The 14,185-nt window shown below is 70.3% G+C and carries 15 protein-coding genes; 8 read left to right on the top strand and 7 right to left on the bottom strand.

What is annotated here, in order from left to right; all coding sequences use genetic code 11:
* The first annotated feature begins 147 nt into the window (after positions 1 to 147).
* Positions 148 to 999 (top strand): alpha/beta fold hydrolase, encoded by an 852-nt coding sequence (locus tag QMK30_RS28830; RefSeq protein WP_283521268.1) that lies wholly within the window; start codon positions 148 to 150, stop codon positions 997 to 999.
* Positions 1,000 to 1,045: 46 nt separating this feature from the next.
* On the opposite strand, the gene QMK30_RS28825 is transcribed toward QMK30_RS28830, so the two are convergent.
* Complete coding sequence (locus QMK30_RS28825; protein ID WP_283521267.1) at positions 1,046 to 1,963, bottom strand: NYN domain-containing protein; 918 nt, start codon at positions 1,961 to 1,963, stop codon at positions 1,046 to 1,048.
* Positions 1,964 to 2,168: 205 nt separating this feature from the next.
* Between QMK30_RS28825 and QMK30_RS28820 the strand changes: the two genes are divergently transcribed.
* Complete coding sequence (locus QMK30_RS28820; RefSeq protein WP_283521266.1) at positions 2,169 to 2,321, top strand: DUF8834 family protein; 153 nt, start codon at positions 2,169 to 2,171, stop codon at positions 2,319 to 2,321.
* 178 nt (positions 2,322 to 2,499) lie between these two features.
* On the opposite strand, the gene QMK30_RS28815 is transcribed toward QMK30_RS28820, so the two are convergent.
* The 3 genes from QMK30_RS28815 to QMK30_RS28805 form a co-directional block, all read right to left on the bottom strand.
* The gene (locus QMK30_RS28815; protein WP_283521265.1) at positions 2,500 to 3,105 is read right to left on the bottom strand and encodes a MarC family protein; all 606 of its coding nucleotides are present in this window, start codon (positions 3,103 to 3,105) and stop codon (positions 2,500 to 2,502) included.
* Between the two features lie 65 nt (positions 3,106 to 3,170).
* Positions 3,171 to 4,037 carry a PHP domain-containing protein gene (locus QMK30_RS28810; protein ID WP_283521264.1) on the bottom strand — a complete coding sequence of 289 codons (867 nt, stop codon included), beginning with the start codon at positions 4,035 to 4,037 and terminating at the stop codon, positions 3,171 to 3,173.
* Positions 4,038 to 4,172: 135 nt separating this feature from the next.
* Entirely contained in the window at positions 4,173 to 4,811 is a 639-nt protein-coding gene (locus QMK30_RS28805; protein ID WP_283521263.1) for a DUF6758 family protein, read from the bottom strand.
* 155 nt (positions 4,812 to 4,966) lie between these two features.
* On the opposite strand from QMK30_RS28805, the gene QMK30_RS28800 reads away from it, so the two are divergent.
* Complete coding sequence (locus QMK30_RS28800; protein ID WP_283521262.1) at positions 4,967 to 6,208, top strand: MFS transporter; 1,242 nt, start codon at positions 4,967 to 4,969, stop codon at positions 6,206 to 6,208.
* A 25-nt stretch (positions 6,209 to 6,233) separates the two neighbouring features.
* On the opposite strand, the gene QMK30_RS28795 is transcribed toward QMK30_RS28800, so the two are convergent.
* On the bottom strand, positions 6,234 to 6,818 hold the full coding sequence (locus QMK30_RS28795) for a suppressor of fused domain protein (protein WP_283521261.1): 585 nt from the start codon (positions 6,816 to 6,818) through the stop codon (positions 6,234 to 6,236).
* 526 nt (positions 6,819 to 7,344) lie between these two features.
* Here QMK30_RS28795 and QMK30_RS28790 point away from each other — a divergent pair.
* Positions 7,345 to 8,460, top strand: coding sequence for a magnesium and cobalt transport protein CorA (locus tag QMK30_RS28790; RefSeq protein ID WP_283521260.1), 1,116 nt, complete (start codon positions 7,345 to 7,347; stop codon positions 8,458 to 8,460).
* Here the strand turns inward: QMK30_RS28790 and QMK30_RS28785 are convergent.
* Positions 8,438 to 9,400 carry a DMT family transporter gene (locus QMK30_RS28785; protein ID WP_283521259.1) on the bottom strand — a complete coding sequence of 321 codons (963 nt, stop codon included), beginning with the start codon at positions 9,398 to 9,400 and terminating at the stop codon, positions 8,438 to 8,440. The two genes, QMK30_RS28790 and QMK30_RS28785, sit on opposite strands and share 23 nt — an antisense overlap.
* Positions 9,401 to 9,482: 82 nt before the next feature.
* On the opposite strand from QMK30_RS28785, the gene QMK30_RS28780 reads away from it, so the two are divergent.
* Entirely contained in the window at positions 9,483 to 9,989 is a 507-nt protein-coding gene (locus QMK30_RS28780) for a hypothetical protein (RefSeq protein WP_283521258.1), read from the top strand.
* Between the two features lie 172 nt (positions 9,990 to 10,161).
* Here QMK30_RS28780 and QMK30_RS28775 read toward each other — a convergent pair whose 3' ends face one another.
* Positions 10,162 to 10,911: a hypothetical protein gene (locus tag QMK30_RS28775; RefSeq protein ID WP_283521257.1), complete on the bottom strand. Its 750-nt coding sequence runs from the start codon at positions 10,909 to 10,911 to the stop codon at positions 10,162 to 10,164.
* 197 nt (positions 10,912 to 11,108) lie between these two features.
* On the opposite strand from QMK30_RS28775, the gene QMK30_RS28770 reads away from it, so the two are divergent.
* Genes QMK30_RS28770 through QMK30_RS28760 form a run of 3 tightly spaced genes read left to right on the top strand, consistent with a single transcriptional unit; the run spans position 11,109 to position 14,141 of the window.
* Positions 11,109 to 12,380: a magnesium transporter MgtE N-terminal domain-containing protein gene (locus QMK30_RS28770; RefSeq protein WP_283521256.1), complete on the top strand. Its 1,272-nt coding sequence runs from the start codon at positions 11,109 to 11,111 to the stop codon at positions 12,378 to 12,380.
* Positions 12,370 to 12,963 carry a DUF1003 domain-containing protein gene (locus QMK30_RS28765; protein WP_283521255.1) on the top strand — a complete coding sequence of 198 codons (594 nt, stop codon included), beginning with the start codon at positions 12,370 to 12,372 and terminating at the stop codon, positions 12,961 to 12,963. The genes QMK30_RS28770 and QMK30_RS28765 overlap by 11 nt, the downstream gene beginning before the upstream one ends.
* A gap of 44 nt (positions 12,964 to 13,007) precedes the next feature.
* The gene (locus QMK30_RS28760; protein ID WP_283521254.1) at positions 13,008 to 14,141 is read left to right on the top strand and encodes an Mrp/NBP35 family ATP-binding protein; all 1,134 of its coding nucleotides are present in this window, start codon (positions 13,008 to 13,010) and stop codon (positions 14,139 to 14,141) included.
* The last annotated feature ends 44 nt before the right edge of the window (positions 14,142 to 14,185 follow it).

Genomic DNA, 14,185 nt, shown 5'->3' with positions numbered 1-14,185 from the left:
CGCGGCCCCGCGCCCCCCCCGGGCCCGCCGCCCCCTCGCCGTATGGACGGCGCGGATGGAGTGGGCCGGCGCGTCGATGCCGGAGTCGCGGGCGGCGCGGCAAGCCCCGCAGGGTGCCGCGCCGCCCCTACGCGTTAGCCTCGACGCATGAGCAGGCCGCCCACCTTCACCCCGCCGCCCGGTACCCGAGCCCTCCCCCTGCGCACGGCGCGCGGGGTGTTCGCCGCGCTCGAAGCCGGGCCGGCGGAGGCGGAGCCCAAAGGCACCGCGCTGCTGCTCCCCGGATTCACCGGGAGCAAGGAAGACTTCATCGCGATGCTGCTGCCCCTGGCGGCGGCCGGTTACCGGATCCTCGCGGTGGACGGGCGCGGGCAGTACGAATCCGACGGCCCGGAGTCCCAGGAGGCTTACGCCCAGGTCGAGTTGGCCCGGGATGTGCTCGCGCAGGCCGAGGCGGCGGGCGCCCCCGTACACCTGGTCGGGCACTCGCTCGGCGGCCAGATCGCCCGCGCGGCGGTGCTGCTCGACCCGTCGCCGTTCGTGTCGCTCACGCTCGTGTCGTCCGGACCCGCCGAAATCGCGCCGTCGCAGCAGCAGAAGGTGCAGCTGCTGACGGAGGCCCTGACCGCCATGCCCATGGATCAGGTGTGGGAGGCGATGCAGGCGGCCTCCACGCCCGAGGAGACGGACACCGACGGACCGGCCCTGCGGGCGCGCTGGCTGCGGCACAGCCCCGCGCAGCTCGTCGCCACCGGCAGGCAGCTGACGGGCGAGCCGGACCGGGTGGCCGAGCTCGCCGCTGCGGGGCTGCCGCTGCATGTGGTCTCAGGGGTGGCCGACGACACCTGGCCGGTGCCGCTGATCGACGACATGGCCGAGCGGCTGGCCGCCCGCCGCACGGTGATCGAGGGCGCGGAACACTCCCCGAACACGGACCGGCCCGAGCGGACCGCGAAGGCCCTGGCCGACTTCTGGGACGCGAACCAGCGATTTTCCTGAACGCCTGGCACGCACGCTCGGTACTGTGCCAAGGGCTGGAGACGGCTCAGTACTGCGCCTGAAGGTGCTGCCAGAACCCGTCCCGCAGCGCCCGCCGCAGATCCGCGTGCCCCCGCAGCGACCGCTGCAGCAGGCGTTCCGCCTCGACAAGCAGCTCCTGGTCGACGGAGCCCGGCAGATACGGGTGTCCGGGCAGCAGGTCCGCCAGCGAATCCCTGCCCCGCTCCCCCAGCCAGGTCGCGGCGATCTGCGCCCCGATGAAGCGGACACTCTCGCGGGAGGGCCGCGGGGTGCCCTCGTTCTCGTACGTCGTGACAGGGCGCCGCGTGACATACGGCCTGCAGAAGTCGAGCTCGAACGTGCGCTGGCTGTCGACCTCCCAGAGCAGCGGTTCGGCCTGGTTGCGGCCCTCTCCCGCCTCGATGCCCCACAGGTGGACGCGGGCGCCGTAGCCCTGCGCCGCCTCGACCGCCGAGACCAGGTCCTCGTCGCCGCCGACGAGCGCCGCGTCGCTGATGGCACGGTGCCTGGCGAGCGATTCCAGGTCCGTACGGATCAGGGAGTCGACGCCCTTCTGCTGGTTGTTGGCGTTGAGGTTGCCGAGGCGGACCTTGACGTCCGGCAGCTCGGCGATGGATTGCTGCTCGGTGGTGTGACTTCGGCGCCTGGCTCCGTCGTACCAGTAGACACGCAGCAGTCGGCTGTCCGCGAAGATCGTGCGCGCCTTGTCGATGAAGGCCTCGATGATTCCCTCCGCGTCGAGATCGAAGGACCTGCGGTCCTCGGTCCCGGTCACCAGCAGCCCGGCCGCCGCGTAGACGTATCCGGCGTCGACAAAGATCGCGTGGGTGGAGGGGGTCTTCGCAACCTCGGCGAGCATGCGTTGGAGCAGCTCATTGGTGCGGTCCAGGCGGGCACTGATCCTGGCGAGTTCGGTGGGGCCCGAAGGCTGTGCGTCGTCCATACGGCTCTCATTGTCCGTGGCGCGGCCGAGACGACACAACCGGTACACCTACCAGCGAGTATTTAGATAGCCGAAAGTTTTCTTTAGCTTAGGGAATGATTGCACGGTGCAACCCGTTGTACCCACAGGAACGCGGGGCACTCCAGCCACGCGCTCCACTCACCACAGTTCTCCGTCACCGGAGGATCAGACGAAGGGAGAAGCCATGCGCTTCGAGATCATGCGACTGGACGACGTCGACGGTTCCGCCGTTGACTGCACCGTCGTGGACGCCGCTTCCGTCAACCGGATGGTGCAGCAGGCCGCAGCCATAGGCCAGCGCATCTACATCCGTCCGGCCGAGACCTCGGCCTCGTAACACCCGACGCATTCGCTGTTGAGTTTGACGAGTTGATGACGACAAGTCGATGAAGACGATTTGAAGAAGTAGAAGACGTCAGTGAAGCGCCCCCGTACACATGTGTGTACGGGGGCGCTTGTGCGTGGCGGCCGGGGCCGGTCATGGCCGGGACAGGTCCGCGGCGGCGGGCCGACGGTCAGCTGTTCTGAATGACCTGGGTGACGCCGTTGATGATCTGCTGCACGGCGATCGCGGAGAGCATCATGCCGGCGAGCCGGGTCACCAGGACCACTCCGCCGTCCCTGATCACGCGGATGATCACCAGCGAGTAGCGCATGGTGATCCACAGGACGATGTGCATCGCCACGATCGCGGCCCACACCGAGACCTGCGACTTGACGCTGTCGGCGTGCTGCACCGCCAGGATCACCGAGACGATCGCGCCGGGGCCCGCGAGCAGCGGCATGCCCAGCGGCACGAGCGCGACATTGACGTCCTTGGTCTGCGTCGGCTCGTCGGTCTTGCCGGTGAGCAGGTCGAGCGCGATGAGCAGCAGCAACAGACCGCCCGCGATCATCAGCGCCGGGACGGAGACGTGCAGATAGTCGAGGATCTGCTGGCCGAGAACGCCGAAGACGGCGATCACGCCGAAGGCGACGGCGACCGCCTGCCAGGCCATCCGGCGCTGCACCTTGGCGGGACGGCCCGAGGTCAGTCCGAGGAAGATCGGCGTGATTCCAGGAGGGTCCATAATCACGAAAAGTGTGAGAAAGAGGGATCCGAAAACGGCAAAGTCGAGCACAGTGTGGCCTTGCGAGAAGAGGTTCGTACGGAGGAGGGGTGGCGCGGCGGTGAGGGGGTGTCCCCCTACGGGCGGGGGCTTCCGCCCGCGCCGGGCACCGGGAACGCGCCGGTGGAGCGCCGGGTGATCTCGCCGTAGATCTCGGGGTCGGTGGTCGACTCCCCGAGCCGTACGGTCTTGCGGCTGCCGTGGTAGTCGCTGGACCCGGTGGTCAGCAGGCCGAGATCGGCCGCGAGCACGCGCAGCCGGGCGCGGGTGGGCGCGTCGTGGTCCATGTGGTCGACCTCGATCCCGTCGAGGCCCGCGGCGGCGAGTTCGGCTATAGCGCTCTCGGGGACCGTGTGGCCGCGCCGGTCGGCGCCGGGGTGCGCGAAGATGGTGACGCCGCCCGCCGCCTTAACCAGGCGGATCGCGTCGAAGGGGTCGAGCTCGTGCTTGTCGACGTAACAACGGCCGTCGTTGGCGAGCCAGTTGGGCGTGAAGGCGTCGGAGACGGTCTCGACGACACCGAGCTCGACGAGCGCGGAAGCGATGTGCGGGCGGCCGACCGAGCCGTCTCCCGCGATACGGGCCACCTGGTCCCACTCGATGGGCACGCCCAGCTCCCGGAGCTTGGCGACCATCCCCCGGGCGCGGGGCACCCGGTCGTCGCGCACCAGCTCCATCTCGCTCGCCAGGTCCGGCTCGGCGGGGTCGAAGAGGTACGCCAGCATGTGCAGCCCGATGCCGTCGATGCGGCAGGACAGCTCCGCGCCGGTGACGAGGGTCAGGGAGGCGGGGAGCGCGGCGATCGCCTCGGCGTGCCCGCGGGTCGAGTCGTGGTCGGTGAGCGCCACGACGTCAAGACCGGCGGCAGCGGCGTTGCGCACCAGCTCGGCGGGGGTGTCCGTGCCGTCCGACGCCGTGGAGTGGGTGTGCAGGTCGATGCGCACGACGCGTGACTCCGGGGCTCGGCTGGGCAAGGGGGACGGTCGAAGTCTAACGGCGGTCCGGCGAATCCCTGCCCGACCGACCCAGCATCCGCCCGGTGACGCGGAGCCGCATGGCGCCCGGCGGCGTCCGGCCGGTCAGGACAGGATGCGCTGGGACAGCGCCCCGCACGGCACCAGTTCCACCTCGGCGCCCGCGTCGCGCAGGTCGGTCAGCACCAGCTCGTCGTACATCATCAGCCCCGACTGCTCGGGCCAGACGATCGCCCACAGCCACAGCCCACGGGCCTCCCCGGCGAACACGGCGCGGTCTCCGGGCACCCCGGAGACATGCCACAGAGGGGTGGGCCGGCCGGCCGCGAGGACCTTGACCTGCGGGGGCTGCCCGAGGCTCATGTACGCGCCCGGGTCCGGGCCGTCGAGCCCCGCGTAGCGCGCCCCGAGGCCGACTCCGAGCTCCTCGGCGACCAGCAGCAGCTCGCCCGAGCCGCCGAGCGGTCCGGGTCCCGCGCAGGCGACCGCGGTGGCCCGCGCGCCGCTGCGGTCGTCTCCGGCGCAGGTCACACCGGTGAACAGCCAGCCGACGGGCAGCGGCCAGGGCATCCACACCGGGACCTGGGCGCGCTTCACCGCGACATTGAGCGCCTCGACGCTGGGTGGGATCACGGGCTGCAGCGGGTGCACGACGCCGTGCACATCACACTGCCAGGAGTCGGCAAAGAGACCGGGCGCCCTGACCCGGCCACCGCACTTCGGGCAACTGGGTTCGCCCCTCATAGGCCCCAACGGTCCTCCCCGGCCGTCCCCGAGTCAAGGACGATCACCCCCCGGAGTGCGCTCCCACCTGCCGAAACTAGATGTAACTTGCATTCGTTAGAGTCGCTAACTTATTCTGCGCGTGTCGCATCGATCTAGCGGAGAGTGGGGACGTCATGCGCGGAGAGGATCCGTTCGACGAGGGAGCGGGGAGCATCCTGCGTCAGCCGAAGGCCGTCTGGGCCACGGCGGGCGCGGCGGTCGTCGCGTTCATGGGCATCGGTCTGGTGGACCCGATCCTGCCGTCCATCGCCAAGGGCCTGCAGGCGACGCCGAGCCAGGTCTCGTTGCTCTTCACGTCGTACTTCCTGATCACCGCGGTCGCGATGCTGGTCACCGGCTTCATCTCCAGCCGCATCGGCGGCCGCAAGACGCTCCTGCTCGGCCTCGCCCTGGTCATCGTCTTCGCCGCCCTGTCGGGCACATCGGACTCCGTCGGTGAGCTCGTCGGCTTCCGGGCCGGCTGGGGCCTGGGCAACGCCCTGTTCGTCTCGACCTCGCTGGCCGTCATCGTCGGCGCGGCGGCAGGCGGCAGCGCCGTCGCGATCCTGCTGTACGAGTCGGCGCTCGGCCTCGGCATGGCCTGCGGCCCGCTGCTCGGCGCCGCGCTCGGCAACGCCAGCTGGCGCTACCCGTTCTTCGGCACGGCCGCGCTGATGGCCATCGGATTCATCGCCATCGTCTGCTTTCTCAAGGAACAGCCGATGCCGGCCCGCAAGACCTCACTGCTGGACCCGATCAAGGCGCTCGGCCACGGCGGGCTCGCCTCCGTCGCCGCCTCGGCCTTCTTCTACAACTACGCGTTCTTCACGGTGCTGGCCTTCACGCCCTTCGTGCTGAACATGACGCCGTACAAGTCGGGCGCGGTCTTCTTCGCCTGGGGCCTGCTGCTCGCGGTCTTCTCGGTGCTCGTCGCACCGCGGCTGCAGAAGCGCTTCGGCACGCTCAAGGTGCTCGGCGGCTCGCTGCTGCTGCTCGCGGCCGACCTCCTCGTGCTCGGGTACGGGAACCACACGGTGGCCGTCGTCTGCACGATCGTCTCCGGTGCCTTCATCGGCGTGAACAACACCGTCTACACGGAGCTGGCGCTGGGCGTCTCGGACGCGCCGCGCCCGGTGGCGAGCGCCGGTTACAACTTCGTGCGCTGGTTCGCCGCGGCAGCCGCGCCGTTCTTCGCGCCGAAGATCGAGGAGTGGACCGACATCCACATCCCGTTCGTGGTCGCCGCGGTCGCGGCCGTGGCCGGTGCGGGCGTCGTATGGGTCCGCCGTACGTCGCTGGTCCACCGGGCCGAGGAGCTGGAGCCGGTGCACGCCACCGAGGACGGCGTCTCGGTCTTCGCCGACCAGGCCGGCTGAGCGGCTCCCCCCGCCGGGCGGGGGCTCAGTCCAGCGGCACGGACGTGCGCAGCGGGTCGCGCAGGTCCGTACCGTGCGTCAGCCAGCGCTCCTGGAGTTCCTGCGCGCCCTTGACCCGCTTCCACGCCGCCTCGTTCGGCGTCATTGGCAGCACCGGCAGGAACCGCACGGGGTCCATCGGCCCGTCCAGCTCCAGGTCCTCGATCAGACCGCCGGACTCCGCGACGAGCACGGAGCTGAACGGCGCCCCCGGCCACAGCGGTTCACCCACGTCGAGCGAGGCGCCCGAGGCCACCACCACGCCCTCGACCTGCGGCGAGGCGGCCAGGACCGCGAGCGGGCGCAGCACCTTGTCGGTGTCGGCCGCCCCGGCCCGTACCGAAAGGACCAGCTCGGCGCGCGGCCCGGTCAGCGGATCGGCGAGCGTCGCGGTCGGGTCGGCCATCGGCGCGGCCGACATGCCGAGGGTGGCGTAGCGCACGATGTCGCCGTCCACGAAGCGCAGTACCTCGACGCGGTCCGTACCGAGGAACGTGACAGCGGCGCGCGCGTCCGGTTCGCCCAAAGCCGTACGCAACCGGGCTTCCACCAGCGCAAGAACATCTCCCATGCCGCGAGCATAGGACGCGTGCGAAAGGGCCGCGCGGGCGCACCGGGCGCGACCGCGGAGGCCTGCGGCGGGGCGCGGGGCCGCATACGGAACGCGCAAAGGGAGGACTTGACACATCAGTGGGCTGATAGTCTGGGCCGCTGGTCAGGGCAGCACGCAGAAGCGTGGCTTTCGAGCCCGGACGTCACGTCGTCCCTCAAGGGGGACCGGCTGGAGGAGGTGGGGCTGCGGTGCATCGAAGTCGACCCGGTAGTACCAATCGCTCTTCCGTACAGCCCGCATTCCCGGCGCTCTGAAGCCCTTCGTACCCGGCCGACAACCGGTGAAACCTATGGGGCGCACGGTATTTCGCGCGACGGAAGAGCACTTCGTTTTTGCCTGATCCGTGTCTGAGCGAACGCCGTCACCGCGTCCCTGCGGTGCCGCCCGCTTTGCCGACGTACGGAGCCCCGACGCGGTGGCCCGAACGTCTCCATTCCGGGCCGCGCCACGCCTCGCAGACGGCTTCTCCGTGAAGGAGCCCGCCATGTCGATGATCCGTGACCTGCGCGCAGCAGTCCGCCCCTCGCTGCGCAAGAGCAGCGTTGTCTACAGCAACTACGACGCCACCCGCGACCCGTCCGCCAGCAGCGCGGTCGTCGACTGCGCGGTCTACCGCGACGGGCGTCGGGCCAGGGGCACCGAGCACCTCACCCCGCACGAGGCGATGACCCGCGTCCGGGAGGGCGGCGGCTTCGCCTGGATCGGTCTGCACGAGCCGACCGAGGCCGAATTCGCCGGTATCGCGGCCGAGTTCGGGCTGCACCCGCTGGCCGTGGAGGACGCCGTGCACGCGCACCAGCGGCCCAAGCTGGAGCGGTACGACGACACGCTCTTCACCGTCTTCAAGACGATCCACTACGTCGATCATGCCGAACTGACCGCCACCAGCGAGGTCGTGGAGACCGGTGAGGTGATGTGTTTCACCGGCCAGGACTTCGTGATCACCGTGCGGCACGGCGGCCAGGGTTCGCTGCGCGCGCTGCGCCACCGGCTCCAGGACGACCCCGAGCTGCTCGCCAAAGGACCGTCGTCGGTGCTGCACTCGATCGCCGACCATGTCGTGGACGGGTACATCGCGGTCGCCGCCGCCATGCAGGACGACATCGACGAGGTCGAGATCGATGTCTTCTCGGCGCCCGACAAGGGGGGCCCGCGCGGTTCGGACGCGGGGCGGATCTACCAGCTCAAGCGCGAGGTGCTGGAGTTCAAGCGGGCCGTCTCACCGCTGCTGCGGCCGATGCAGCAGCTCAGCGAGCGGCCGATGCGGCTGATCGACCCGAACATCCAGAAGTACTTCCGCGACGTTGCCGACCACCTCGCGCGCGTGCACGAAGAGGTCATCGGCTTCGACGAGTTGCTGAACTCGATCCTCCAGGCGAACCTCGCGCAGGCGACGGTCGCGCAGAACGAGGACATGCGGAAGATCACGTCCTGGGCGGCGATCATCGCCGTGCCGACGATGATCTGCGGGGTCTACGGGATGAACTTCGAGCACATGCCGGAGCTGAAGTGGAAGTACGGCTACGGGCTGGTCCTCGCCAGCATCGCGGTCGTCTGCTTCGGCATCCACCGCACCCTCAAGCGGAACGGCTGGCTCTGACGACCAGCGCCAGGCCGGCCATGATCACCAACAGGGCGGGGTAGGCAGCGATCGGTGGCTGCTGCCCCAGCCAGAGGGCGGCGATCAGGGCCGCGCCCGGCGTCTCGAGCAGGATCACCGTCGAGGTGACGGACGGGCCGAGGGTGGAGACGACGCGGTTGAAGAGCGAGTGGCCGAGGAGCTGCGCGACGGCGGTCAGCGCGGCGAGCTGGACCCAGGTCGTCGCGTCGTATCCGCCGAGCTCGACGCCCGACGCGAGACAGATTCCGAGCAGGATCAGGGCGGTCGTCGAGTAGCAGATGAAGGTGTACGCCGTCGTGCTCGCCGTGCGCCGCACCTCGGCCCCGAGCAGCACGTACCCGGCGGCCGCGATGCCACCGCCGAGCGCGAGCGCGTCGCCCGCCAGGGCGCGCGGCGACAGCGTCAGGTCGACCCCGGTGAGGATGACCACGCCGACGACGGCGAGGAGGGTCCCGGCCCACACCATGCGGGGCGGCCGGTGGCCCCGCATGCGCAGCAGCAGCGTCGTCCAGATCGGGGTGGTGGTGCAGAGCGCGGTCGACGACGCGACGGAGGTCATCCGCAGGCTGGGCAGCCAGAGCCCGAAGTGCAGGGCGAGGAGCGCCCCGGCGGAGAGAGCGAGGAGCAGCGGCCTGCGGCCGAAGTGGCGCAGCTCGGCACGGCACTTGAGCAGCGCCACGGGGGTCAGTACGCCGACCGCCATGGCATTGCGCCAGAAGGCGATGGCCAGCGCGGGGGCGGCGGTCGCGGCGATGAGCGGCGCCGAGAACGAGACGCTCGCGACGGCGACGCCGAGCAGCACGACATCGATACGGGGCGCGGTGTGCGGCCCGGGTATCGGGGCGGGCGTGGCGCCGGGCAGCGCGCCGGGCGTGGTGGATCGGACGCCGGTGCGGCGGGTGGTTGCGGACACAGGCATATGGTAAGGCGCGTTCCGTATAAACGGAACTGTCCCCCAGTGCCCCTCCCTTCCTCCTCCTCCCTCCTCTAAACTTCGGCCCATGACGCAGACCTTGCTCGACCAGGCCCTCGTCGAGGAGGCCACCAAGAAGTCCGGGCTCATCTGGGCGCAGGGCACCGGACCGGCGCGGGCGCTCTGGCACGTATGGCACGAGGGCGGTGTGTACGTCGTCGGGGACGGCCCCGGTGAGCAGCCCTTTCCCGGGCTCGTCGACGGGGAGAGCGCCGAGGTGACCGTACGCAGCAAGGACAAGGGCGGCCGGCTCGTCGCCTGGACGGCCGCCGTGACCGAGCAGACACCGGACTCGGAGTCGTGGAAGGCGGCGGTCGCGGAGCTCAAGGGCAAGCGGCTGAACGCGCCCGACGTAGAGGTGATGACGGAGCGCTGGGCCCGCGAGTGCCGGGTGCTGCGCCTGGAGCCGCGGAGCATGACGACGGACCTGCCGAACACCTCACTGGCAGCGGCACCACTCCCCACGGCCGCAACGACCCGCCAACCGGCCCCGGAGGCACTGCCGAGGCTGCTGCTACGCCGCAAGAAGCGCTGACGCGCAGCAGGGCTTCGGACCTGCGCATTTCAGCGCGTCCGGCGTTCGAGGACCGGGGGTCTGGGGCGGAGCCCCAGTTGTGGGAAGGGCGGGTAGGGGAACAGCCCCGCGCGGCCCACCCGCACCAGCCACACCGCACCGCACCAGCCACGCCACCCCCCACCGCCCCCGCTCAGCCACTCCCCCGCGGAAGCTGCTGCCCGTAGTCCACCGTCTCGTCCTTGTCCGGCGCGGCCAGCGTGAAGTCCCGGTCCCAGTCCGCGAGCCGCACGACCCCCGCGCCCCCCGCCCGCTCCAGCTGGAGCGGATAGGGCCTGCCCTGGAGGGCGACGGCGAGCTTGCCGCCCTCGCCCCCACCGCCGTTGACCTGAATCGTGCGGATGCCACCGACCTCGTCGCGCGCGCCCTTGCTCAGCGCGCCGTGCAGCCCGAGCAGCCCGTCCAGCAGGATGTCCTTGTCCGTGAAGCCCCGCAGCTGGTCGTACGCGGGGTCGCCATCCGGCACCTTCACGTACTTGTCCTCCAGCTTGCCCGCCGCCGCCTCGTCGGACTTGCTGGGCGCACTCCCATGGTCCCAGAAGGCCGCGCCGGCCTTCATGAAGAGCTCGTCGTCGATGCGCAGCAGCTCGAACATCGTGCCCTTGGAGGTGACGGAGCCCGTCCCGCCGCCCTTCTTGAGGCGCATGTCGAGCTTGTACGAGCGCCCCTTGCTGACGACCGTGCCGGACAGCCGCACCGCCTCCGCGTCACGCGCCGCTTCCCGCGCCCGGCCCTCGATCGCCGAGGCGGAGAGCTTGCCCACCCCGTTGGTCCCCTCGTCCGGATCCTCGCCGCACGCGGTGAGCCCCGCGGCCAGCCCGGCGCACACGACGCCGAGGAGTGCGGCCCTACGGGCTCGGGCGGCCTGGGGAAATGCAGTCACAGGCGCACTGCCTCTCATGCGGGTGTCCGGGTGGCAGCAGGCAGCGTACCTGTGCCCACTACGTCGCTCGGCGCAGAGCCGTCCGGACGCTCCGCCGAAGCGGCCCGGACCGGCACGGGCTAGCCTGAACCCGGAATCCAACCACTTGCACAAAGATTCGCGTGACCGGTTCGCGTGAAGAGAGGGAGGCGCACCGCATGGCGTCAGGCGCCCCCCGCGTATTCGTCTCGCACCTCGCGGGAACGGCCGTTTTCGACCCCAACGGCGATCAGGTCGGCCGGGTCCGCGACCTGGTGGCGATGTTGCGGGTCGGCCGCAAGCCGCCGCGGCTGCTCGGACTGGTCGTCGAGGGCGTCAGTCGGCGACGGATCTTCCTGCCCATGACCCGGGTGACCGGTGTCGAGTCCGGCCAGGTCATCACGACCGGTGTGGTCAACATGCGCCGCTTCGAGCAGCGCCCGACCGAACGTCTGGTCCTCGGCGAACTCCTGGACCGCCGCGTGCAGTTGGTGGACGGGGACGAGGAAGTGACGGTCCTCGACGTGGCGATCGTGCAGTTGCCCGCCCGCCGCGACTGGGAGATCGACAAGGTCTTCGTACGCAAGGGCAAGAGCGGGGCGCTACGGCGCCGTGGAGAGACGCTGACGGTCGAGTGGTCCGCCGTGACCGGCTTCTCGCTGGAGGAGCACGGACAGGGCGCGGAGAGCCTCCTGGCCACCTTCGAGCAGTTGCGCCCCGCCGACCTCGCCAACGCCCTGCACCACCTGACTCCCAAGCGCCGCGTCGAGGTGGCCTCCGCGCTCGACGACGACCGACTCGCCGACGTACTCGAAGAGCTGCCCGACGACGACCAGGTGGAGATCCTCGGCAAGCTCAAAGAGGAGCGCGCGGCGGACGTCCTGGAGGCGATGGACCCGGATGACGCAGCCGACCTGCTCTCCGGACTGCCCGAGGCGGACAAGGAGCGACTCCTCGAACTGATGCGGCCCGACGACGCCGCCGACGTCAGGCGGCTGCTGTCGTACGAGGAGCGGACGGCCGGCGGTCTGATGACGACCGAGCCGATCGTGCTGCGGCCCGACGCGACGGTCGCCGACGCCCTCGCGCGCGTGCGTCAGCAGGACCTCTCCCCGGCGCTGGCCGCGCAGGTCTACGTATGTCGGCCGCCCGACGAGACGCCGACCGGCAAGTACCTGGGCATGGTCCACTTCCAACGGTTGCTGAGGGACCCGCCGTTCACACTGGTCAGCTCGCTCATTGACACCGATCTGCCGCCGCTGGCGCCCAACACGCCACTGCCGGCCCTGACCAGCTATCTCGCCGCGTACAACATGGTCGCCGCCCCGGTCGTGGACGAGAGCGGATCGCTGCTCGGCGCGGTCACCGTCGACGACGTGCTCGACCATCTGCTGCCCGAGGACTGGCGCGAGACGGAATTCCACGAGGGGGAGGCCGGCCGTGGGCAGTGACCGGGGCAGCAACGCCAAGGAGCGCGCCAGGACGTCATCGACGACCGGCTCGACCGCCCTGCCGCGCGCCTCCCGCGTACGCCTGGATCAGCCGCGACCGGCCCGCAAGCGGCTGCTGCCGGAGTACGACCCGGAGGCGTTCGGCCGGTTCTCCGAGAGGATCGCGCGGTTCCTGGGCACCGGGCGCTTCATCGTCTGGATGACGCTGATCATCATCCTGTGGGTGATCTGGAACATCTACGCGCCCGACGCCCTGCGCTTCGACCAGTACCCGTTCATCTTCCTGACCCTGATGCTGTCCCTCCAGGCGTCGTACGCCGCCCCGCTGATCCTCCTCGCGCAGAACCGCCAGGACGACCGGGACCGGATCACCCATGAGCAGGACCGCAAGGAGAGCGAGCGTTCCATCGCCGACACGGAGTTCCTGACCCGGGAGATCGCCTCGCTGCGCATGGGGCTGGGCGAGGTCGCCACCCGCGACTGGATTCGCTCGGAACTCCAGGACCTGGTCAAGGAGATGGAGGAGCGGCGCAGTCTATTCCCGCCGGTGACCTCTTCCGAGCGTGACGAAGGCGACCGCTGACAGGGCTTTCCCGGAGCGGGAGTGCGCGCCGTACCATCGGTTGTATGGCTATGGAAGACGCGGTGCGCGAAGCACTGGCGACGGTGAACGACCCCGAGATCCACAAACCGATCACTGAACTCGGCATGGTCAAATCGGTGGAGATCGGGGCGGACGGCGCGGTTGCCGTCGCCATCTATCTCACCGTCTCCGGCTGCCCGATGCGCGAGACCATCACCAACAACGTGCGTGAGGCGGTCGAGCGCGTCGAGGGTGTGACAAGCGTCTCCGTCGAACTCGACGTGATGAGCGACGAGCAGCGCAAGGAACTCGCGGGCGCGCTGCGCGGCGGCACCCCCGAGCGAGAGGTCCCTTTCGCGCAGCCGGGCTCGCTGACCCGGGTGTACGCGGTCGCCTCCGGAAAGGGCGGCGTCGGCAAGTCCTCGGTGACGGTGAACCTGGCCGCCGCGATGGCGGCGGACGGGCTGAAGGTCGGCGTCGTGGACGCGGACATCTACGGGCACAGCGTGCCGCGCATGCTGGGGGCCGAGGGCAGGCCCACCCAGGTCGAGAACATGATCATGCCGCCGTCCGCGCACGGCGTGAAGGTCATCTCGATCGGGATGTTCACCCCGGGCAACGCGCCGGTCGTGTGGCGCGGCCCGATGCTGCACCGCGCACTCCAGCAGTTCCTCGCGGACGTGTACTGGGGCGACCTGGACGTACTCCTGATGGACCTGCCCCCGGGCACCGGCGATATCGCGATCTCGGTGGCGCAGCTCGTGCCGAACGCCGAGATCCTCGTGGTCACCACGCCGCAGCAGGCCGCGGCGGAGGTGGCCGAGCGCGCCGGTTCCATCGCCGTACAGACCCACCAGAAGATCGTCGGCGTCGTCGAGAACATGTCGGGCATGCCCTGCCCGCACTGCGACGAGATGGTCGACATCTTCGGGACGGGCGGCGGCCAGTCGGTCGCCGAAGGGCTCACGAAGACGACCGGCACCAATGTGCCGGTGCTGGGCTCCATCCCCATCGACGTACGCCTGCGTGAGGGCGGCGACGAGGGCAAGCCGATCGTGCTGAGCGACCCCGACTCCCCCGCCGGCGCGGCGCTGCGCGCCATCGCCGGCAAGCTGGGCGGCCGCGCTCGCGGCCTGTCGGGCATGTCGCTGGGCATCACCCCGCGCAACAAGTTCTAGAGGACCGACCCGTACAGCTGGGTAAGGGGCGACTGCCATGGCGG

It is taken from the genome of Streptomyces sp. H27-C3 (assembly GCF_030063415.1).
Classification (GTDB): domain Bacteria; phylum Actinomycetota; class Actinomycetes; order Streptomycetales; family Streptomycetaceae; genus Streptomyces.
This window is presented reverse-complemented; position numbering and strand designations above follow the sequence as displayed.